General features: G+C 73.5%; 16 protein-coding genes. 7 read left to right on the plus strand and 9 right to left on the minus strand.

The genetic code is table 11. The features are described from left to right. Positions 1–224 precede the first annotated feature (224 nt). A complete protein-coding gene (locus ACFXHB_RS07470; RefSeq protein WP_380572862.1) occupies positions 225–656 on the plus strand; it encodes a hypothetical protein in 432 nt (143 codons plus the stop codon). 155 nt (positions 657–811) lie between these two features. On the opposite strand, the gene ACFXHB_RS07475 is transcribed toward ACFXHB_RS07470, so the two are convergent. Next, the gene (locus tag ACFXHB_RS07475; protein ID WP_380572863.1) at positions 812–1,843 is read right to left on the minus strand and encodes a polysaccharide deacetylase family protein; all 1,032 of its coding nucleotides are present in this window, start codon (positions 1,841–1,843) and stop codon (positions 812–814) included. Positions 1,844–2,094: 251 nt separating this feature from the next. Here ACFXHB_RS07475 and ACFXHB_RS07480 point away from each other — a divergent pair, with 251 nt between their 5' ends. From ACFXHB_RS07480 to ACFXHB_RS07495, 4 genes are all read left to right on the plus strand, one after another. After that, a complete protein-coding gene (locus tag ACFXHB_RS07480; protein ID WP_380572864.1) occupies positions 2,095–2,745 on the plus strand; it encodes a hypothetical protein in 651 nt (216 codons plus the stop codon). A gap of 582 nt (positions 2,746–3,327) precedes the next feature. Continuing rightward, positions 3,328–5,454 carry a family 20 glycosylhydrolase gene (locus ACFXHB_RS07485; RefSeq protein ID WP_380572865.1) on the plus strand — a complete coding sequence of 709 codons (2,127 nt, stop codon included), beginning with the start codon at positions 3,328–3,330 and terminating at the stop codon, positions 5,452–5,454. 518 nt (positions 5,455–5,972) lie between these two features. After that, a complete protein-coding gene (locus tag ACFXHB_RS07490) occupies positions 5,973–6,848 on the plus strand; it encodes a hypothetical protein (protein WP_380572866.1) in 876 nt (291 codons plus the stop codon). Between the two features lie 243 nt (positions 6,849–7,091). Beyond that, entirely contained in the window at positions 7,092–7,658 is a 567-nt protein-coding gene (locus ACFXHB_RS07495; protein WP_380572867.1) for an SMI1/KNR4 family protein, read from the plus strand. A 428-nt stretch (positions 7,659–8,086) separates the two neighbouring features. On the opposite strand, the gene ACFXHB_RS07500 is transcribed toward ACFXHB_RS07495, so the two are convergent. Further along, the gene (locus tag ACFXHB_RS07500) at positions 8,087–8,734 is read right to left on the minus strand and encodes a 2'-5' RNA ligase family protein (protein WP_380572868.1); all 648 of its coding nucleotides are present in this window, start codon (positions 8,732–8,734) and stop codon (positions 8,087–8,089) included. Continuing rightward, positions 8,731–10,896, minus strand: a complete 2,166-nt coding sequence (locus ACFXHB_RS07505; RefSeq protein ID WP_380572869.1) for an ABC transporter ATP-binding protein — start codon at positions 10,894–10,896, stop codon at positions 8,731–8,733. The genes ACFXHB_RS07500 and ACFXHB_RS07505 overlap by 4 nt, the downstream gene beginning before the upstream one ends. A gap of 380 nt (positions 10,897–11,276) precedes the next feature. Between ACFXHB_RS07505 and ACFXHB_RS07510 the strand changes: the two genes are divergently transcribed. Further along, positions 11,277–11,624, plus strand: a complete 348-nt coding sequence (locus ACFXHB_RS07510; protein WP_380572870.1) for a VOC family protein — start codon at positions 11,277–11,279, stop codon at positions 11,622–11,624. 160 nt (positions 11,625–11,784) lie between these two features. Here the strand turns inward: ACFXHB_RS07510 and asnB are convergent, their stop codons facing one another. The 5 genes from asnB to galT all read right to left on the minus strand — a co-directional run bounded on the left by asnB (position 11,785) and on the right by galT (position 18,003). Next, positions 11,785–13,626: an asparagine synthase (glutamine-hydrolyzing) gene (gene asnB, locus ACFXHB_RS07515; protein WP_380572871.1), complete on the minus strand. Its 1,842-nt coding sequence runs from the start codon at positions 13,624–13,626 to the stop codon at positions 11,785–11,787. Positions 13,627–13,860: 234 nt separating this feature from the next. Further along, positions 13,861–14,688 carry an integrase gene (locus ACFXHB_RS07520; protein ID WP_380572872.1) on the minus strand — a complete coding sequence of 276 codons (828 nt, stop codon included), beginning with the start codon at positions 14,686–14,688 and terminating at the stop codon, positions 13,861–13,863. Between the two features lie 89 nt (positions 14,689–14,777). Beyond that, positions 14,778–15,917, minus strand: coding sequence for a galactokinase (gene galK / locus ACFXHB_RS07525; protein WP_380572873.1), 1,140 nt, complete (start codon positions 15,915–15,917; stop codon positions 14,778–14,780). Beyond that, the gene (galE, locus tag ACFXHB_RS07530) at positions 15,914–16,906 is read right to left on the minus strand and encodes a UDP-glucose 4-epimerase GalE (protein WP_380572874.1); all 993 of its coding nucleotides are present in this window, start codon (positions 16,904–16,906) and stop codon (positions 15,914–15,916) included. The genes galK and galE overlap by 4 nt, the downstream gene beginning before the upstream one ends. Then, a complete protein-coding gene (galT, locus tag ACFXHB_RS07535) occupies positions 16,903–18,003 on the minus strand; it encodes a galactose-1-phosphate uridylyltransferase (protein WP_380572875.1) in 1,101 nt (366 codons plus the stop codon). Before galT ends, galE begins: the two co-directional genes overlap by 4 nt. A gap of 291 nt (positions 18,004–18,294) precedes the next feature. Here galT and ACFXHB_RS07540 point away from each other — a divergent pair, with 291 nt between their 5' ends. Next, positions 18,295–19,098, plus strand: coding sequence for a DeoR/GlpR family DNA-binding transcription regulator (locus ACFXHB_RS07540; RefSeq protein ID WP_380572876.1), 804 nt, complete (start codon positions 18,295–18,297; stop codon positions 19,096–19,098). 123 nt (positions 19,099–19,221) lie between these two features. Here the strand turns inward: ACFXHB_RS07540 and ACFXHB_RS07545 are convergent, their stop codons facing one another. Further along, positions 19,222–20,406 carry a heparin lyase I family protein gene (locus ACFXHB_RS07545; RefSeq protein ID WP_380572877.1) on the minus strand — a complete coding sequence of 395 codons (1,185 nt, stop codon included), beginning with the start codon at positions 20,404–20,406 and terminating at the stop codon, positions 19,222–19,224. Positions 20,407–20,610: the final 204 nt, after the last annotated feature.

Genomic DNA, 20,610 nt, shown 5'->3' on the forward strand with positions numbered 1-20,610 from the left:
CCCGGAGCGGGCCGATCCGCAGCCCGCCGCTGCCGGGTGCCGCCTGTCCCGGTCCGGGGTGCCTGTTCCCGGGGTGGGCGTGTCCCGGTCGCGGAGCCGCTGCGCCGGGCCCGACTGGCCACATCGTGTCAACTGGTTCTGTTGGAGCCACAGTTGCTTGCCGACAGCCCGGCCCGGACCTATCGTCGTCCCCGACACTGTCCAGGTCTGTGAGAGGAACTGCCATGGCCCCGCGCTCCGGGAACGACGCCGCCGTCGGCGCCACACCCCTCCGACGCCGTGCGCGGGTGGCACTGGCCGGCGGGGCGGTCGCGGCACTGCCGGTGGTCGGGCTGGTCGCCGCCGGCGCCGCCGCTGCCGAGCCCGTCCCGGTGACCGCCCGCGTGGCGGACAAGCCGCCGGTGAAGGCTGTCGCTGCCAAGCCGCCGATGAAGGTCGCCGCCGCCAAGCCGCCGGTGAAGGTGGCGGCTGCCAAGCCGCCGGCGAAGGTCGCCGCTGCCAAGCCTCCGATGAAGGTCGCCGCTGCCAAGCCTCCGATGAAGGTCGCCGCTCCCGTGCCGGAGCGGGTCACGGACAAGCCGCCGGCGAAGGTGGCCGCTGCGAAGCCTCCGGTGAAGGTGGCGGCTTCGGACCCGCGGCCGGTCGGAGCCCGCTGACCGTCTTCGGGCACGGCATGACGGCATGGCACATCACGGCGGATGACCGTGCGTCGCGAAGGTGGAGGCCCGCGCGCCGGGGTGGCCTCCGGTGCTTCCCCGGCGGCCACGTCGAGCCCACGCAGACACGAGGGCACCGGGGGAGGGTCGGCCGGTCAGACTCCGACGGTCGGGCGGGCGGCGAGCAACTCCTCAAGGCCTACGACGCGGTAGCCACGATCGCGCAGGCCGGTGATCACGGCGGGCAGGGCGGCGACGGTCTGCGAGCGGTCGCCGCCGCCGTCGTGCATCAACACCACGGAGCCCGGGCGGACCTGGCTCAGTACGCGTTCGGTGATGGCCTCGGGGCCGGGTCGTGACCAGTCCCTCGCGTCGACGTCCCAGAGGACCGTGGTCAGGCCCAAGCCGGCCACGGTGTGGAGCAGTTCGGGGCTGCGGCCGCCGTACGGGGGGCGCAGCCAGCGTGGCGGGCGGGGGCCACCGCCGGCGGCGTGGGTGAGGGCGTCGGCGGTGAAGCCGAGCTGGTCGGCGAGTCCGGCCGGGCCGAGATCGGGCAGGTAGGCGTGGGACCAGCTGTGGTTGCCCAGGGCGTGGCCCTCGGCCGAGATCCGGCGCACCACGGCGGGGTGGGCCAGGGCGTGCAGGCCGATGCAGAAGAACGTGGCAGGGGCGGCGTAGCGGGCGAGTACGTCCAGCACCTGCGGGGTGTACCGCGGGTGCGGGCCGTCGTCGAAGGTCAGCGCCACCAATGGCGCCGTAGCGCTGCCGCCGTTCAACAGGAGCCCGCTCGCGGCCAGTTGACGTTCGACTGGTCCGCTGGCCGTCTCCTTCGCGGTGATCTCGTCCTCGCGGCCGCTCATCGTCCAGCCCCCGGGCGGCAGGGCCGTCAACCCGGCGGATCGGCTGTGGCCGAGCGCGGCGAGCGTCTCCGCAGTTGCCTGATCCTCCATCAGAAGCGAAGGGTCGGCCCGGAGTACGGGTATGCCGGCGGACGCGAGCGGGGCGTCCATGATGCCGTTGGCACTGTCGAGGACCACCGCGAACCCGTCGGACTCCTGTCGCGCCAGCGCGACCAGCGCGGCCACCGGCGCTTCCACGCCGACGCGTTCGTACGTCTCGACGACCCCCGATGACCTGCCGTCCGCACCCGTCACGGCGATCCGGTAGCCCTCACGTGTCACACCCACACCCGCGAACCGCACTGTGCCGTGCCTCCCTCGGACCAACCGCATGGACCGATCGGGACCGGCCTGACGGCAGCGGCCCCCGCACGAGCCCGTCGGCGCCCCGATCGGTGGGCAGCCCAGATCATAGGACGGCGACCCGCCACCACGACAGGGCGTGTCGTGCCGCCGCGGCCGGCCGGGTCGGTCGCGACCGGCCGGTCGCGGTCGGCGCCGAGCGGACCCCTGACAGTGGCAGCTGGCAGAGTCTGCGCATGGACATAGCGACCACGCCCCACTCCTGGGCCGAGTGCACCGCCCTCTTCGAGCGCCGGGGCCTGCCCGTCTCCAGTTACGAGAACCTCTACGAGGAGGACTACGACGTCCACACCGGAGCACTGTCGATGCCCGGTGACCTGGACCTGGACGAGCTGGACCTGTACGGAACCGGCTGCGTCGTCGACGGCGACCTGCACGTCGCCGGCGCGGTGATCAACGTGGACGACGGCTGCCCCGCCCTCGTCGTGCTGGGCGATCTGCGGGCGGCGGCCGTCTACCTGGAGGGTGACGCCAAACTGATCGTCGGCGGGAGCGTCCGAGTCGGCGCCTTCGTGGGGAACATGACGGACAAGCTGGTGATGATCCACGGAGACCTGCGGGCCGACGTGACCGTCCTGTCCGCCGGGTTCGAGCCCGATCTGATCGGCGGGACGCTGCACGGCCCGGTGGTCGCCCCCGCCTACCTGGACCTCGCCCGGGACACCGACCCGGCCGACGTCCTGGTCCCCGAGGTGCTGCGCACGGAGGCGGACACCGACTCCGACGACCTGCGCTGCTTCGACGCCCCGGAGGTTCACGGGGGCCGCCTGCTGCGGCGCATCGAGGCGGGCCTGCCGCTCACCCCGGCCAACGCCGGCCCGGCGTAGCCCGGCGATCGCCCGCGCCGCCGCGACCGGCGGCGCGGGCCGCGGGCGGGCCTCACCGACTGACGGCCGGCCGCCTCGCGGAGATGCCGAAGGACGAGCGTCGGAGCCCGGTGTGTTGCGTAGTCGTGACCAGGCCGGGCGGGAGTCGTGATGCCGGCTCGCCGGGCCACGGGCTGCGAGCGCCCCGGCGGATTGACGGTCGGTCAGCTTCGGCCCGGGTGCTGGGAACGAATGGGTGGGAAAGCGTACGAACGGTCAGAAGCTACTGTCGAGTAGACCTTGACGGTTCGCTCCGCCCATTGCAACCCTCGTGATTGAAGCTGCGCGAAATCGTCTTATTGGAATCAAGTGCAAGCGCAGTCTTTGCTCTTCCGTACTGCCGTCCGCATGTGCCGCTGTCCCGGCACGAGTCACCCCCAGTGCCCGGAACCTCCAAGCGTGGAGGTGCCGGCGTCGTTCGCCAGGGCTCCCCCCACGCCCGGTGCACGAGCCCCGCGTGCCCGGTCAGCGGCGCGAATCGCGCCGTCCGGTCGCCCGTTCGCCGGGCGGCTCCGTTGTGTTCCCCCACTGAAGGAGTCAGCCATGCGCTGGTCGTACCGACGGGGCCGACGCCTCGTCGCACTCGCCACAGCCGCCGCCACCCTCCCGCTCACGGCCATGCTCTCCCCGGCCGCCGCCGATACGCCCGTACCCACCCCCGCCGTGGTGCCGCAGCCGGTCTCGCAGCAGGCGGTGTCCGGAGCGGGGTTCACCCTCACCGCGGGGACGCGGATCGCCGTCCTCTCCGACGACACGGCGGCGAGGGGCGTCGGCAGCTACCTGGCCAACCTGCTCGCCCCCGCGACGGGTTACTCCCTCCAGGTCGTCGGCGGCACCACGGCGCCGGCGGACGCCGTCGTCCTCGATCCCCGGGGCCCCGCGTCGCTGGGCGCCGAGGGATACACCCTCTCCTCCGGCAGCGGCGGCGTCGTCGTCACCGCGAACGGGGCCCAGGGCCTGTTCCGCGGGGTGCAAACCCTTCGCCAACTGCTGCCCGCCGAGGTCGAGTCCACCACCAGGCAGTCCCGGACCTGGACGGTGGCGCCCACCCAGATCTCCGACTCGCCCCGCTACGAGTACCGGGGCGTGATGCTGGACGTCGCCCGCCGCTTCTTCCCCGTCGCCCAGGTCAAGCGCTACATCGACGAAGCCGCCGCCTACAAGATCAACAAGCTGCACCTGCACCTGACCGACGACCAGGGCTGGCGCATCGCCATCGGAGCCCTGCCCAACCTGACCAAGGTCGGCGCGAGCACGCAGAGCGGCTTCACCGGCGGCACCGACTGGTACTACACGGCGGCGGACTACCAGGAGATCGTCTCCTACGCCGCCTCCCGCTTCATGACCGTGGTGCCCGAGATCGACGGCCCCGGGCACACCTGGGCCGCCCAGACCTCGGTGCCCGAACTGCGCTGCGACAACAAGTACGCGCGCCCCTACTCCGGCTTCGACGTCGGTGTCAGCCTCTACTGTCTGCGTGACCAGCAGCACAAGGACGCGACCAGGGACTTCCTGCGGACCGTCATCAAGGCCGTCGCCGAGATGACCCCCGGCCCCTACATCCACCTCGGTGGCGACGAGACTCCGCAGGCTACCCCGGAGCAGTACGACTCCTACGTCGACTCCGCCACCACTGCCGTCAGTGCGGCGAACAAGACCACCATGGGCTGGCACCAGCTCGGCCAGTCCCCGCTCCCCGCCGGCAGCCTGCTCCAGTACTGGGGAAGTGCCAGTGACCAGAGCAGCATCGGCACCGCCGCGGAGAGCGAGAGCATCAGGTTCCTCCGCGACGGAGTCGCTCAGGGCGCCACGTTCATCATGTCGCCGTCCGATCACGCCTACCTGGACATCAAGTACGACGCCGCCACCCCCTACGGTCTGAGCTGGGTCGGCTACGTGCCGGTGCAGAAGTCCTACGAGTGGGACCCGGCCACCGTCACCGGCAAGCCGGACGGCACCGGCGTCGTCGTCCCGGCCCAGAAGGTCGCCGGTGTCGAGGCCGCCCTCTGGACGGACCGCGCCTACGAGGGCAGCAGCGCGCTGCCGACCAGCGGCACCCGGTGGCCGGCGCCCCAGGAGTACGCCGACTTCATGAGCTTCCCCCGGCTGCCCGCCCTCGCCGAGGTCGGCTGGAGCCCGCAGTCCGCCCGGGACTGGACCAGCTTCCGTCAACGCCTGGGCCAGCACGGCCAGCGCTGGACCGCCGCCGGCATCGGCTACTACCCCGCCCCCGACGTCCCCTGGGCCGGCCCGTCCGGATCCGGCCTGAACGGGATCCGCACCGTCACCACCGGCGGCAAGGCCCTGGACGTCCCGGGGTCCTCCCGCACCCCCGGTACCCAGCTCGTCACCTGGACCGCACACGGCGGTGCCAACCAGAAGTGGTCCTTCACCCGCCAGAGCGACGGGACCTACACACTCGTCAACCAGGCCTCCGGGCTCTGCGCTGACGTGAACGGTGCATCGACCGCGGCCGGCGCGGCCATCGTCCAACGGACCTGCACCGGCGGCGTCAGCCAGCGCTGGAACGTCACCCCGGTCAGTGGCGGCTACACCATGGCCTCGGCCAACAGCGGACTCCTGGTCACCACGGCCTCGACCGCCAACGGTGCCCTGATCACCCAGCAGGCCGCCACCGGAACCGCCCTGCAGAGGTGGACCATCAGCTGACCGGGCCTGCTCGTGCCCGCCGGTCACGTCGTCGGCGGGTCCGGCCATCGACCGACTGACGAGTCGGCCGTCCCGCAAGGGGTGGGCCGGCCTGTCGGCGACATCGGGCGCCTGTTGTTCCGGCCCGATCCGTCCCACCCGGCCCGCGGGGTGGGACGGGTCGGGCCCGCGCGCGGGCCCGACCCGTCCGGGGTCCGCCCGATTCTGGTCCTGACGGGAGCCGTCGGACCTTCGCCCGACCGTTCCCCGGGCGCCTCGGGCGCCTCGGGACCGTTCGCGTGCCGCGCCGCCGTGCCGCGCGGGGTGTCACTTTCGTTCCCGGGGGGCGGGGTCCGTCCGGCCGGCGTGTGGGTGAACCCCGGTGCCCTCTGGGGTGGTTGTGCCGGTAGGGTCGTCGCACCGTCGGGTTGTCGCACGTCGTCCGTGTCCGCCGCGCGGCGCTTCGGCCCTGCCCGGGGACCGGCACCGTCCGGCAGCTCGTCCGGCACACCGTCGAAGCGATCCGAGGAGCACCCGTCATGACGTCCGAATCAGCCCCGGTGACCGATCTCGACGGGTGGGACGCCACGTTGGCCGACGCGTTCGCGGTCCTGCTCGGCGCGGAGCCGGTCGCGGACCCCGGCGCCGAATACCGGGTCTACTACGCGTCGGACCCCCTGGACGAGTTCCTGTTCCCGAACCCCTGGGCCACACCGGAGGCGCTGGCGGGCCGGGAGCCGAGGCATCTCCCGGACACGGACGGCCCGCACCCCTTCTCCCCGTGGACCTGGCGGTTCGACCTGGGCGGGTCGCTGTTCCGGTTCGATGCCGACCTGCTGGCGGCGACGGGGGCGTGGGGCGACGGCGGACACAAGGGCCCCCGGCCGTTCGACGACGCCTTCGTCGCCGACCTGCGTGCCGTCGCCACGGTCGGCGAGGACGGCGAGGCGCTGGTGAGCGGCGCGGAGTTGGGACCGCTGCTGGGCCGCCACGGGATCGACCTCACCACCGGGGCGTCCGAGAAGCTGAACGGCTGGCTGACCGTGCTGCTGCGCGTCGCGACCGACGGTACCCTCATCGACGCGATGCGGGCCGCCACGTTCACCGAGCGTGGTCCCGCCCACCTGGTCTCGACCGACGACCTGTCGGGCTCCGACCGTGTCGACGGGCCGTGGGGGGACCGGCTGGGCGCCGTCACGGACCCCGCGCTGCGCGACCATCTGCGCATGCTCTGCCGCAGCGAGCAGGCCGCCCGGAGCGGTGGCGGCTTCTACTACGGCACCGACGGCTGGCCGTGGAGCGACCTTCTGGAGGCGGTCGGCTGTTCGCCGGTGGCGGGTTGGGGGTTCGGTGAGTCCCAGGCCGGTACCGCTGTGGTGCGGTCGCCGGACGCTCCGGGCGCCCCTCGGGGGTGAGCCGGCCCGCGCGCACCGGCCGTCGCCGGCCGTTCGTGTCGACGCGGTGGATCACGTCGGTCCCCTTCGGCGCTGGCGCAGTTGTCGTAGGAGCCGGTTACGCTCCGCGCCATGGATGATCAGTTGTGGGTCGGTGCGCGGGATCGTGTGCGGGCGTTGGCGGACGTAGCGGCGCAGCCGGGATCACGTCCCGCCGTATTCGGAGCGAACGGCCATGCGTTCCGCCTCGACCCCGTGTTGTCCGTGGCGGAACTCGCGGGACTGGAGGCGCAGATCGGGGTTCGGCTGCCCGAGGAGTACCGGACGTTCCTGCTGCGGGTCGGTGCCGGCGGCGCCGGACCCGCGTACGGCACCTTCCCCGTTCGACGGACGGCCGACAGGTGGGGGTGGGAGGGGGACGGCGCGGATCTGGCCGACTGGTCCCGACTCGCCGAGCCGTTTCCCGCGGCCCCCCTGGACCCGACGGCCCTGAGGACACTGCTGGAGCGGTGCCCCCAGGAGGAGGACTTCACGGACACCGACGAGGACTTCGACACCGCCTACGAAGCCTGGGACGAGCAGTGGGGCGAGGTGATGTGGGCCCCGCAGCGCACGGTCGGCGCGATCGTCCTGTGCCACCTGGGCTGCGCGGCGCGGCAGTGGCTGGTGGTCAGCGGCCCCGAACGCGGCCGGATCTGGAACGACGACCGGGCCGACGAGGTCGACCTGGCCCCGCTCCTGGACACCGGCGGCCGGCCGGTGACGTTCGCCCGCTGGTACCTGGACTGGCTGGACGCGGCCGAACAACAGCTGTCCGGCACGCCGCGGTGACACCCATCCGGTAGCCGTGCAACCGGCGCGCCGGCGCCGTGACCGGCCCGGTCCGTCGTCACGGGCACAAACGGTCATCGGTCCGCCTGTGACGGCAGCCGGGGCACGTCATGGAGGGTCGTCCCGCATGGAGCGTGCCAACTCGAAGGCTTGCTGTGCTCGGGTGGCGGACAGACGTCGTGCCTCCCGGTAGCAGTGCTGCCGCCTCTGCCGCCTCCGACGGCGGAGGTAGCAGAGGCGGCAGAGGCCGGGTCGGATCGACGTCCGTCAGCGCGGCCGGGTCATGTGCGTCGATCCTGAGCAGAGTCCCAGGTTCGGCTTCGGTGAGCGGGAAATCTTGCGGTGAACAGTGCGTCAAGTGAACCCCTTTCACCGGTCCGAGCCGAAGGATCTTCGGTTTCGATGGGGCGGGAGAGGCGCGGGGCAGGCTACCCGTCGAGCGGGATCGTCTCGACGGTGTTCCAGGAGATCTGCCGGACGGAGGTGTCGGAACCGGCCGGCGGGGCCCGCCGCCACCGCACGTCGACGAGGGCGATCCGGCGGACGGTGAACGCGGCGTGGCCGGGCCGGACGCGGTGGATGAGCTGGGCCGGCGCGTCGGTGTCGGTGTCGGCGTGGGCGTACCCGGCGGTCATGTGCAGCACGCCGAGCGGGTAGGCCGTCGAGTCGGGGCCACGGGCGCCGTGGACGGCGGCGCGGACCAGGCGCTGGAGCTCCGCCAGCCGGTCGTCGGGGTGGAGGTCGAGGCGTACGCCGGTGCGGTAGGCGATCGGCGCGCCGGCCTGGAGCGCGATCGGGCCGAGGCCGGCCACCGCGCCGCGGACCCGGTCGGCGAGGTCACGGCGTTCGGCGGGGCCGACGGCGTCGGCCGTGGCGTCGGTGACCATGTCGAGCGTGATGTGCGCGCGGTGGTCCGGGAGCGGCTCGACCGGCAGGCGGGCCAGGGCCACGCGCAGGTCGCCGAGCAGGGTGTGCAGGGCCGACCCCGGGGGCAGCTCCGGGAATGCGTAGAGCTGGAGGACCCGCAGGCCGTCGGGCCACGGGGCGGTGCCGAAGCTGGGGTGGAACGCCTTCACGGAGCCTCCTCGGTGGCGGCCGGCACCGGAGCGCCGGGGCCGGTGGGCGGCGCGTCGCCGTGATCGGACCCCTGGCGGGGGTCGGGGACCGCGGGCCGCTCGGCGGTCGAGGTCCGGGCCGCCGCCCCGTCGGGGGCCGGTTCGGGAGAGGTCCGATCGTCGTTGGTGTACTGCGCGGCCTGGAGGGAGTACGCCTCCCGGTAGCGGGTGGGCGGCCGGCGTTCCATCAGTTCCTCGTGGCTGCCCTGCTCCACGAGCTGCCCGCGGTGGAGGACGAAGACGCGGTCGGCGCGCGCGGTGGCGGCGAGGCGGTGGGTGATCAGCACGACGCTGGCGCCCAGGTCGGCCAGGCCGCGGATCTTCTCGAACGCCTCGATCTCCGCCTTGGCGTCCATCGCGCTGGTCGGCTCGTCGACGACGATCAGGTGCGGGAGGCGGCCGCCCGGACCGGGGGTGGTCACCCGGAGGCGCAGCCGGGCGAGGGCGACCCGCTGCCACTGCCCGCCGGAGATGCCGGCGCCGCCCTTGAAGCCCTTGCCGAGGAGGGTGTCCCAGCCGCGGTCGAGGTCGGCGAGGACCTGGTCGAGGCCCGCGAAGTCGGCGGCGGCCTCCAACCGGGCCTGGTCGCAGGGGACCTCGGGCCGTCCGAGGAGCAGGTTGGCCCGCAGGGTGAGGGTCCACCGCTGGAAGTTCTGGGCGAGCAGGGCGATCCCGGCGAACAACTGCGCGCGGTCGGCGCCCGCGGTGTCGACGTCGTCCCAGAGGACGCGGCCGCGCTGCGGTTGGTAGACCCCGCAGAGCAGGTGCGCGAGGGTGCTCTTGCCCGAGCCGTTCTCCCCGACGAGGGCGACGACCTGGCCCCGGCGGACGGTCAGACTGACCTGGTCGAGGGCGGGCGTGTCCTTGCCCGGGTAGGTGAAGGTGACGTCCTCGACGCGGATCTCCTCGGGCCGCTCGGGCAGCGGTGTCCCGCCGGTGGGGATCGCCCGGCGGTGGCCCTCGCGGCGCAGCCGGTCGAGGTCGGCGACGAACAGGCTCTCCTCGTAGAGGCTGTTGATCTGGGCGACCAGCCCGGCGATGGAGGCGGAGCCGGTGCGGATGGCGACCACGGCGGTGCCCGCGACGGCCAGGGGCATCGCCCCGACGACGACGAGCCGGCCGAGCACGGCGAAGGCCGCGACGGTGGCGAGGCCGGCGAGTGCGGCGGAGAGCAGGTCGGTGCGCGCCTTCGCGGTGGCGAGCCCCGCCTGCTCGCGCTCCGCGGCGCGGGCCAGCTGTTCGTAGTGCTGGAGCAGGAAGGGGCCGCACGCGTGGACACGGAGTTCGGCGGCGGACCAGGGGCGGATCATCATGTCGGCGAGGAGACTGCTGGCGCGGTTGTGCTGGAGCATCGCCCGGGTCGACAGGTAGCGGCGGCGGGCCGTGCGGACCGCGCCCCAGCCACGCGGGGCGGTGATCAGCAGCAGCATCGGCAGCAGCGCCGGGTGGAGCACGGACAGCACGCCCGCGGCGGAGACCAGGGCGAAGACGGCGGTCAGGACGGCGGTGGCCTGGCCGAGGATGTGCTGGATCGACCCGGCGCCCCACCGGGCGCTGTCCACCTCGGCCAGGAACTCGTCGTCCTCGATCGCCGCCAGCTCCGACCGGGCGACGATCTCCAGGAAGTCGACGGTCGCCTGGCGGAACACCGCCGGTTCGAGACGGCCGGACGCCCGGCCGGACAGGGCGGAGAGCACCGCCGACAGGCCCATCACGGCGGCGACGGCGACGATCGAGGGCAGCGCGCCGTGCAGGACGGTCGAGACGTCACCCGGCGTCAGCAGGTGCCCGAGGGCGGCGTTGGTGGCGATCAGCGCGACGGCGGCCGCGACGCCGCGCAGGAGCTCGGCCGCGACCAGGGTCACGAGCGCACCCCGGTCGGCGGCCCAGGCCATCCGCCCGGCCAGCCGCAGGAACCGGGGCATCTGGCGGGCGATGGTCCAGAAGGTGACCTCGGCGCCCGCGAACTCGTGCTTGGCCCAGCCGTAGTCGTAGCGCATCGGCCCGCCGAAGAGCAGCCTCTCACTGGCGGAGACCGGTGGGTCCTCGGCCGTTGCGCTGGTCGCTCCGGTGGCCGCTCCGGTGGTCGCTCCGCCGGTCGCTCCGGCGGTGGGTGCGTTCATGACTCTCCTGTCGTCGTCCGGGTGCCAGGCTTCGCCTTGTGCGGGGTCGTGCAGGTCGGTCGGGCCGCTCCTCCGTCGGGGGCGTCCGTCGGGGGCGTCCGTCGGGGGCGTCCGTCGGGACGGTCCGCCCGGGTCGGTCGCGCTGTTCATCCGGTGCGTTCGGTGCGGCCGGACGGCTGATCCTGACAGCCGGGGAGACGCTCCGGGGCGACTCCTGAGGACGGATCACCCGATCGGGAACCCCGGTCCGGACAGCCGAAGCAGCAGCGCGGCGCCGGGCGTTCCGCGCCCGGGCGTCTGTCGAAAGCGCGTGCGGCGGCGGACGCGCCGTAGTACTCCTGGAGTCAGGGAGTCAGGTTCGTTCTCGTGGGGAGTCGTTGATGGCCGTTCGCCGGGTCGTGCCCATCATCCTGTCCGGAGCGGCGCAGGAGAGCCGGGAGTTCTACGGGCTGCTGGGCTTCGAGGAGGTCATGAACCACGGGTGGATCATCACGCTCGCCTCGCCGTCCAACCCGACGGCGCAGATCAGCGTCATGACCGAGGACAGGACGGCGCCCGTCGCCCCTGACCTGAGCGTCGAGGTGGACGACGTGGACGCGGCGTACGCGGTGATGCGCGCGAGCGGGGCGGAGATCGTCCACCCTCTGCAGGACGAGGAATGGGGAGTGCGGCGGTTCTTCGTGCGTGACCCCGGCGGACGGGTGATCAACGTCCTGGGGCACCGTTGACGGGTCCGCCCCCGGACGCCCCCACGTCGGGGCCGGCCCCGACGGAACGCCCGGCCGGGAGCGGCCGAGAGGGGCGGCGGCCCCGCCGCTCCCTCACCCAGCCTGCCGGGCGGGAGGAACGGGACCGCACACCCCCACCTGGGGCCGGGTGTCGGAGGTGTCAGAGGTTGAGGGCGGGGCGGTGGTGGTCCAGCCACAGGGCGAGGTCCACCACCCGTTCCAGTCGCAGCCGGTGTCCCCACTGGAGCTGGTCGGCGGGGGTGTCGAGGGCGGTCCCGATCACCGTCTCGTCGGCGATGTCGCGCACGTGCGGCGCGTCCAGCGCGTCCCGGGCGAGGGCCTGGAGGCCGCTGTTGTAGGCGGGGTGGTGGGTGGCCGGATAGTGGTTCTTCGGCCGCCACAGCACCGAGTCGGGGGCGATGCCCCGGCCGACCGCGCGCAGCAGGCTCTTCTCCCGGCCGTCATGGCTCTTCATCGCCCAGGGGGTGTTGAAGGCGTACTCGACGAGGCGGTGGTCGCAGTAGGGGACGCGGACCTCCAGCCCCTGGGCCATCGAGAGCCGGTCCTTGCGGTGCAGCAGCTGGCGGAGCCAGCGGGTGAGCGAGAGGTGCTGCATCTCGCGCTGGCGGTGTTCCTCGGGCGTCTCGTCGTCCAGGTGCGGGACGGCGCCGAGCGCGGCGCGGTAGGTGTCCTCGCGGTACTCGCCGATCCGCAGGGTGCGGGCGAGCTCGGGGTGGAGCGGCATGGCGGCCTCGTCGCCGGTGACGAGCAGCCAGGGGAAGGTACGCGCGGCCAGCGCCTTGGGGGAGTGGAACCACGGGTAGCCGCCGAACACCTCGTCCGCGGCCTCGCCGGAGAGGGCGACGGTGGAGTGCTCGCGGATCTCGCCGAAGAGCAGGTAGAGCGAGGTGTCCATGTCGCCGACGCCGATCGGCGAGTCCCGGGAGGCGACGACGGCTCTGCGGTGCTCGATGTCCAGGAGGGCGAGCGGGTCGAGGACCACGGTGGAGTGGTCACTGCCGATGAAGGCGCCGGCCTCGGTCGCGAAGGGTGTGTCGTGACCGGTGCGCAGCACGTCGCCGGTGAACCGTTCGGCCTGGTCGCTGTAGTCGACGGCGTAGGAGCGCAGTCTGGCCCCGGCCCCCTCGGTGAGCCGGAGCTCGTCGGCGACCAGGGCGGTGACGACGGTCGAGTCGAGGCCACCGGAGAGCAGGCTGCAGAGCGGGACGTCCGACTCCAGCTGGCTGCGGGCCGCGCGGTCGACGAGCGCCCGGATCCGCTCGGTGGTGGTGTCGAGGTCGTCGGTGTGCGGGTGGGCGGCCAGGGCCCAGTAGTCGCGCTCGTGGCGGCCTCCCCGGTCGAGCACGAGCAGGCCGCCGGGGTGGAGCTCGCGGACGCCGGACCAGACGGTGGGGCCGGTGGAGAAGAGCAGGCTGTACGCCTCGCGCAGGCCGTCGGCGTCCACGGTCGGGGTGACCTCGGGGTGGGCGAAGAGCGCCTTGGGCTCCGAGCCGAAGACCAGGCCGCCGTCGACCTCGGCCCAGAACAGCGGCTTGACGCCGAGCCGGTCGCGGACCAGCAGCAGACGTTCGGCGCGCTCGTCCCAGATCGCGAACGCGTACATGCCCTCCAGGTGGTCGACCAGGGCGTCGCCCCACTCCTGGTAGGCGCGGAGCACGACCTCGGTGTCGCTGCGGGTCGCGAAGTGGTGCCCTCGTTGCGAGAGTCGTGCCCGCAGCTGGTGGTGGTTGTAGACCTCGCCGCTGTAGGTGAGGACGACCTGGGCGCGGTCGGGGCGGTCGGGGCGGTCGGTCATGGGCTGGGCCCCGCCCGCGAGGTCGAGCACGGACAGTCGGCGGTGACCCAGCGCGGCGTGGGCGCCGAGCCAGACGCCGCCCGCGTCGGGACCGCGCAGGGCCAGGGTCGAGGTCATCGCCTCGATGACCGGGGCGCCTGGGCGCAGGTCCTGGTGGAAGGACACCCAGCCGGTGATTCCGCACATGTGCGAGCTCCTGACGTGACGCGGGAGTGGGCGAACGGACCCGGTCGGACCGGCCCGGGCCCCGGTCGGGGATCGGGCCGGTCCGACCGCGGGGCCGCATGTCCTGCTCCCCGGAGTCCCGGATGCCGCGGGCGACGGCATCCGGTCCACCAGTCGGGTCGGCCCCCGGCCGAGTTCCGCTCCTCTGCGGGAGTCCTCCGGTGAACGGGCGAACGACTCCGGCGGCGCCGACGGCTAGGCGGTGAGGGGCCAGTAGACGGCGGTGGCGTCGTCGTGCGGCTTGAACCGGGGCCAGCGGCGGCCGTCCGGATCCTGCTCCTCGGCGGCCCGCACGCGGTCGATCAGGGCGGCGGGGCCCTCGGTGGGGAGCAGGTCGAGCAGGTCCGGCCAGGTGGCCTGGCGGTAGGCGTCCACGTAGTCGGCGACGCCGTCGCTGAGCAGGGCGGCGGCCCGGAGTCCGGCGGCGGGCAGGGATCCGGTCACGGCCTCGGCGGCGCTGTGCGGGTCGGCCCCGGCGACCCAGTAGCCGCCGGGGACGTTGCGGTAGCCGAGTTCGGCGGTGATGTAGGCGCGGCGGGCGGCGGCGTGGCGGTCGGTGCCGAGCGGGAGGAGAGCCATCTCGGCCCAGAGCTCCCGGAGCCGGGGGATCCGCTGGACCCGGCGGTCACTGATCACGTGGTGTCCGTCGGTGGTGGCGAGGAGGATGGTGGAGTCGTGCAGGGCCAGGTGGTCGACGGTGTCCTGCCGGCGGCGCACGATGGCCACGGTGGAGGAGGGCGTCCCGGGATTGCGCAGGTCACAGGTGCCGCGGTGGTCGTCGGCGACCTGTTCGACGGCCCGGCCGAGGGCCTCGGCGAGCGGTACGGGGTTCGGGAGGAGCGTGGCGAGGAGGTGGGCGCCCAGCTGGCGCACGTACCAGTGCACGCCGTGCAGGCAGCCTCCGCCGTCCTCGCTGGGGCCGCCGGCGCCGTCGAGGAGGACGGCGAGGTCCGGCGTGATGATGGCCAGGTCCTGGTTGGGCAGATCGGGGCGGGCGGGCCGGCTCGCCGAGAGGGTGTTCAAGCGTGGCACCTTGCGGTAGGGGCGGACGGCTCTCGGCGGTGAGGCCGAGGTGGTTAGGCGGACAGGTGGAGCAGGAGGCCCGGGCCGGCTCAGGCCGTCCGGCGGGCGCCGGCGGAGGGGACGGCGGTGAAGGTGCGGGGGGCGGTGTGGCCCGACCGCCGGAAGGCGCTCTCGACCGCGGCGGTGACGGCGGGCACCGCCGCGGACTCGACGAGGGCGATCACCGAGCCGCCGAAGCCGCCGCCGGTCATCCGGGCCCCCAGCGCGCCGGCGTCGACGGCGGTCGCGACGGCGAGGTCGGTCTCGGGGCAGGAGACGCCGTAGTCGTCGCGCAGTGAGGCGTGTCCACTGGTCAGGATGGGCCCGATCGCCCGCAGGTAGCCGTCCTGCACGAGGGCCACCACCTGCTCGACGCGCGCGTTCTCGCTCACCACGTGCCGTACCAGGGGGCGGAGTTCGCCCGGCAGCCGGTGCAGGGCCGCGCCGAGTCCGTCCGGGGTGACGTCGCGCAGGGCGGGCACGCCGAGGAGGGCGGCGGCGCGCTCGCAGCCGGCCCGCAGCTTCGCGTACTCGCCGTCGGCGAGGTCGTGCTTGACGCGGGTGTCGATGACCAGGAGCCGCAGTCCGGCGCCCGTGAGGTCGAGCGGGACGTGCCGGGCGGACAGGTCCCGGGTGTCGAGGAACAGGGCCTCGCCCTGCAGGGAGCAGACGGACGCCATCTGGTCCATGATCCCGCAGGGGACGCCGACGAAGGCGTTCTCGGCGCGTTGGGCGATCAGGGCCAGTTCCGGCCCGGTGAGGCCGAGTTGGTGGAGGTCGTTGTAGGCGGAGGCGGTGACGCACTCGATCGCCGCCGAGGAGGACAGGCCCGCACCGGTGGGGACGTCGCTGTCGATGTGCACGTCGGCACCGCCGACCGGGTGGCCGGCCTCGCGCAGCGCCCAGACGACGGCGGCCGGGTAGCGCGCCCAGCCGTCCACGCTGCCGGGGGCGAGGGTGGTGACGTCCAGCTCGACGGTCCGGCCGTCGCCCTGTTCGCTGTACAGGCGCAGCAACCCGTCGGTGCGGGGGCGGACGCGGGCGCGCGCGGCGTGGGGGAGCGCGATCGGCAGGACGAACCCGTCGTTGTAGTCGGTGTGTTCGCCGATCAGGTTGACCCGGCCGGGAGCGGTCCAGACCCCGGCCGGGGCGGCGGGCGTCGCGGTGTCGGGGGTGGGGTCCGGGTTCATCGGCCGTGCCGCCTCTCGGTGCTCCGCTCCTGGGTGAACTTCCAGGCGTCGGCGACGATGTCGTCCAGGTTCGGACGGCTCGGGGTCCAGCCCAGGGCCTGGTGGGCGCGCTCGGCGGAGGCCACCAGCACGGCCGGGTCACCCGCGCGACGGCCCGAGGTCACCACCGGGATCTCCCGGCCGGTGACGCGCTTGACCGACTCGATGACCTCGCGCACCGAGAAGCCGCTGCCGTTGCCCAGGTTGCAGATCAGGTGCTCGCCCGACGTGGCCGCGTCCAGGGCCAGCAGGTGCGCCTCGGCCAGGTCCGCGACGTGGATGTAGTCGCGGACACAGGTGCCGTCCGGGGTCGGGTAGTCGTCGCCGTACACCGCGATGTGCTCGCGCTGTCCGAGGGCGGCCTGGAAGACCAGCGGGATCAGGTGCGACTCGGGGTCGTGCCGCTCGCCGACGGCGACACCAGAAGAACTGCCGTACGCGCCGGCCACGTTGAAGTAGCGCAGCGAGACGGCGGCCAGGCCGTGGGCGACGGCCTCGCTGGTGATCAGGTGGTCGACGGCCAGCTTGGTGGCGCCGTAGGTGTTGGTCGGCGCGGTGCGGGCGGTCTCGGAGATCGGCACCGACTCCGGCTCGCCGTAGGTGGCGGCGGTGGAGGAGAACACCAGCTTGCGCACGCCCGCCGCGCGCATCGCGCCGATCAGCTCCAGCGAGCCGGCCACGTTGTTGCGCCAGTACTTCTCCGGGTCCACGACCGACTCGCCGACCTGCGAGGAGGCGGCGAAGTGCAGCACCCCGTCGAAGGAGGCGTCGAGCACCGTGCCGGCCTCCTGGATCCGCCCCTGGACGAACTCGGCACCGGCCGGGACACCCTCGCGGAAGCCGGTGGAGAGGTCGTCCAGGACGGTCACCCGGTGTCCCGCCTCCAGCAGGTGGGCGGCGACCACGCTGCCGACATAGCCGGCGCCACCCGTGACCAGGTACGTACTCATGACGAGACCTCCCGCAGGCGCTGTGCGGCCGCCTCCGGCGAGACGTCGTTGACGAACGCGTCCATGCCCGACTCGACCCCGGCGAGGTACTTGAGTTTGCCCGCCGTCCGGCGGATCGTGAACAGTTCCAGATGCAGGGCCAGTTCGGGGGCGCCGACGGCCGGCGCCTGGTGCCAGGCCGCGATGTACGGGGTGTGTGCGGTCGGCCCGTCGCTCCCCGACTCGGCGAACAGGCGGTCGAAGCGGCGCAGCAGTTCCAGGTAGAGGGCGGGGAACTCGGTGCGCTCCGCCTCGTTCAGGTGGGTCAGGTCGGCGACCCGCCGGTTCGGGTAGAGGTGCACCTCGTAGGGCCAGCGGGCGGCGAACGGCACGAACGCGGTCCAGTGCCGGCCGGTCAGCACCACCCGTACCGGGTCGGCGAGTTCGGCGGCCAGCACGTCCTCGAAGAGGTTGCGGCCGGTGGTGACGCGGTGCAGGTCGGCCCGTTCCAGCATCCGGGTGGTGCGCGGCGGGACGAACGGGAAGGCGTAGATCTGGCCGTGTGGATGGGCGAGGGTGACGCCGATCTCGGCGCCGCGGTTCTCGAAGATGTACACCTGCTTCACCTCGGGCAGCCGGGACAGTTCCGCGGTCCGGTCCGTCCACGCGTCGAGGACCAGGCGGGCCTGGGGCTCGGTCAGGTCGGCGAAGGACGCTCCGTGGTCGGCGGTGAAGCACACCACCTCGCAGCGTCCGGTGCCTGCCCGGGCCTCGGCCACCCGGTGGCCGAGGCGCGCGGGTTCGGCGTGGGCGGCCAGCGAGGGGAAGCGGTTCTCGAAGACGGCGACCCGGTAGTCGGCGGCGGGGATCTCGCTGAGCCGGCCGTCGCGGGAGGGGCAGAGCGGGCACTCGTCCGCGGGCGGATGGTAGGTGCGCGCCTGTCGGTGCGCGGCGACGGTCACCCAGTCCCCGGTGATCGGGTCCCGGCGGATCTCGGACAGGCTCACCGCCGGCTCCAGGGGGCGCAGGTCCGTGGAGCCGGCCCGGGGTGTGGTGTCGTCCGGGTCGAAGTAGAGCAGCTCCCGGCCGTCCGCGAGCTTGTCCGATGTCTTGATCATGGCTTCCTTCCGGCGAAGGCCTGGCTCGGCTACCCGTACTGAGCAAGCCTCGGAATCATAATCAAACGCAAAGGAACATAAGTCAACACTCGGATGCCACAGGGCGAAACATGTGCATCGAGTGCCCTGCCGTCCGACCGGCGGGCCCGTACGGTCGGCGCGGTCGCCCGGGGAGGCCCGCCGCGGCCGGTGGACGGACGGAATACCGCGCGGACCGAGAACTGACCATCGTGAACGCGCTGCGCTATATTCGGCGCTGTCGATCGAGTACCGAGAGGTCTGGGGGGCACCGTGGCGGATCAAGGCCTTCTTGCCGGGCAGCGCCGCGCCCTGATCGTCGAAACGCTGGAACGGGAGGGGGCCGTCCGGGTTTCGGACCTGGTCACGGCGCTCGCCGTCTCGGACATGACCATTCGCCGCGACCTCGACGCGCTGGCCCGGAGCGGTCTGCTGGAGAAGGTCCACGGGGGAGCCGTGGCCGTCTCGCGCAGCGCGGAGGAGCCGGGGTTCGACGCGAAGTCGACCAGGGAGTCCGCGTCCAAGGCCTCCATCGCCGACGCCGCCGCCGCGCTCGTCCAGCCCGGCAGCGTGGTCGCGCTCAGCGGCGGGACCACCACGTTCGCGGTGGCCAAGCGGCTGCTGCACCTCGCGGACCTGACGATCCTCACCAACTCGCTCCCGATCGAGCAGCTGGTGCGCACGCACGGCGACTCGACCGCGCGACCGCCCGTCGTGCTGTTGACCGGAGGCACGGCGACGCGGTCGCAGGCGCTGGTCGGCCCGATCGCGGAGCGCACCATCTCGTCGCTGCACGTCGATCAGTTGATCCTGGGGACGCACGGCGTCACCGAGGCCGAGGGACTGACCAGTCCCAGCCTGGCCGAGGCCCAGACGAACCGGGCCTTCATCTCCCGGGCCCGCCGGGTCGTGGTGGCGGCCGACCACACCAAATGGGGAACGATCGGGCTCAGCAGTTTCGCGAGCCTCGATCAGGTGGACTGCTTCATCACCGACGCCGCCCTCCCGGCGGACGCCCGGGCGGTCCTCGCCGACACGGTCGGCGAGCTCGTGGTGGTCCCGGACGATCCGCGATAGGTCCCCGGGAGGTCCGTGGCGACGGGCCGGTCCCGCCGCCGACCACCTCTCCCCCCACGGCAGGCCCCGCCGCGGGCCGACCGGGCCCTCCTGAACCCGTTCCGGCGGCGCCGGCCCCACTCCTCAGTGGCGTCGGCCGTGCGTCCGGCCGTGCGTCCGGCGGCGGAGCAGGAAGGTGCCGACGACGATGGCGACGGTCCCCCCGGCGAGCGCGATGTTCGTGGTCGTACCGGTGTTGGACAACCGGGAGGCGGTGGACGTCGGCGCGGCCGCCGTCTCCTGAGGCGTGGCGTCCGAGGAGACGGCGGAGACCGCCCCGGAGGCGGTGGCGGGCGTCGGCGCGGTGGCGGTCTGGGCGGTGGCCGTCGCCGCGGCGGACGGGACAGCGGCGGACGGGACGGTGGCGGACGGGACGGCGACGGCCGTGCGCACGGCGGAAGGGGCCGCGGCGGTGCTCGGGCTCGCTGCGGCGGGCGCCGGCGCGGACTTCGCCGGTGTCGCCGGTGCGGGGGCCGGTGCGTCCGCCGGCCCCGCGGTGATGGCGATGTCGTCGACGAACAGGACGACGTCCGGCCCGCCGGTGGGGTGCTTCGGCTTCTCCGGTCGCCAGGCCGGGCGGTAGACCCCGGTCCTGAAGTGCGGCGGTTCCCCGCGGTGGTAGTTGTTGTCGCCGCGGTGGGCGCCGACCTGGACGCCGTCGCGGGTGACGGTGATCGAACCGGGCGTGGCCGGGGTGGACCAGGTGATGTCCAGGGCCCATCGGTTCCAGCGCCCGAACTGCGCCGCGCCGAGCGGGATCAGGGTCTCGTACTCCTCGAAGGTGGCCAGGTCCTTGAGCCAGTGCACCTTGAGCCGCCAGTCGCCGCCGTGCACCGCCAGGGCGACGACCGGCTTGACGCCCTCGCTGTCCGGCTGCGCGCTGAACCACTGGGCGACGATGATGTCGTCGTCGGACTGCTTCCAGTCGGCGGGCAGGTAGTTGGAGAAGGCGAAGCGGTGGGTGCCCGCGCTCAGACCCTTGAGGGCGAGTTCGGCGCGGAACGACTTCCCGTCGTCGGGCACGTTGAACCTCGCCGCCGTGCCGGACCGCCCGGGTGCGGGAGCGGTGTCCACGGCGCCGAAGCCGTTGATGGCCCTGAACGGCCATTCCTTGGCCGCGACGGCCTCGAAGTCGTACGACCTGGAGTCGTCCGCGGCGGCCGGTGCCAAGGTCGCGGCGAAGGTGAGGAGCGCGACGGACGTGGCACCGACCACGCGTCGGCCGTTGCGGATGGTGCGGGTGGTCATCGGACTCGGGCGGAGCGGCATGCTGTTCCTCGGGGGACGGTCGACGGGTTCCCCGGGAAGGAGCGGAGCGGGGACGCCTCCGCCCGAGGCGTTGCCCAACCGTGATCGAGCGGGCCGGGGGGGGCCCCCCCCGGGGGGGCCCCCCCCCCACGGGGGGACAGCGCGCGGGCGAGCCCCCGCAGCGGCGGAGCCGGGGGATCGCGGGACGCCGCCCCCGCGGACCGG

This window comes from Kitasatospora sp. NPDC059327, from assembly GCF_042752535.1.
GTDB lineage: Bacteria > Actinomycetota > Actinomycetes > Streptomycetales > Streptomycetaceae > Kitasatospora.

Coding starts and splice junctions, on each gene's coding strand:
- ACFXHB_RS07470 (WP_380572862.1), top strand. CDS start 225: ATGGCCCCGCGCTCCGGGAACGACGCCGCCGTCGGCGCCACACCCCTC.
- ACFXHB_RS07480 (WP_380572864.1), top strand. CDS start 2,095: ATGGACATAGCGACCACGCCCCACTCCTGGGCCGAGTGCACCGCCCTC.
- ACFXHB_RS07485 (WP_380572865.1), top strand. CDS start 3,328: ATGCGCTGGTCGTACCGACGGGGCCGACGCCTCGTCGCACTCGCCACA.
- ACFXHB_RS07490 (WP_380572866.1), top strand. CDS start 5,973: ATGACGTCCGAATCAGCCCCGGTGACCGATCTCGACGGGTGGGACGCC.
- ACFXHB_RS07505 (WP_380572869.1), bottom strand. CDS start 10,896: ATGAACGCACCCACCGCCGGAGCGACCGGCGGAGCGACCACCGGAGCG.
- ACFXHB_RS07510 (WP_380572870.1), top strand. CDS start 11,277: ATGGCCGTTCGCCGGGTCGTGCCCATCATCCTGTCCGGAGCGGCGCAG.
- asnB (WP_380572871.1), bottom strand. CDS start 13,626: ATGTGCGGAATCACCGGCTGGGTGTCCTTCCACCAGGACCTGCGCCCA.
- galK (WP_380572873.1), bottom strand. CDS start 15,917: ATGAACCCGGACCCCACCCCCGACACCGCGACGCCCGCCGCCCCGGCC.
- galE (WP_380572874.1), bottom strand. CDS start 16,906: ATGAGTACGTACCTGGTCACGGGTGGCGCCGGCTATGTCGGCAGCGTG.
- galT (WP_380572875.1), bottom strand. CDS start 18,003: ATGATCAAGACATCGGACAAGCTCGCGGACGGCCGGGAGCTGCTCTAC.
- ACFXHB_RS07545 (WP_380572877.1), bottom strand. CDS start 20,406: ATGCCGCTCCGCCCGAGTCCGATGACCACCCGCACCATCCGCAACGGC.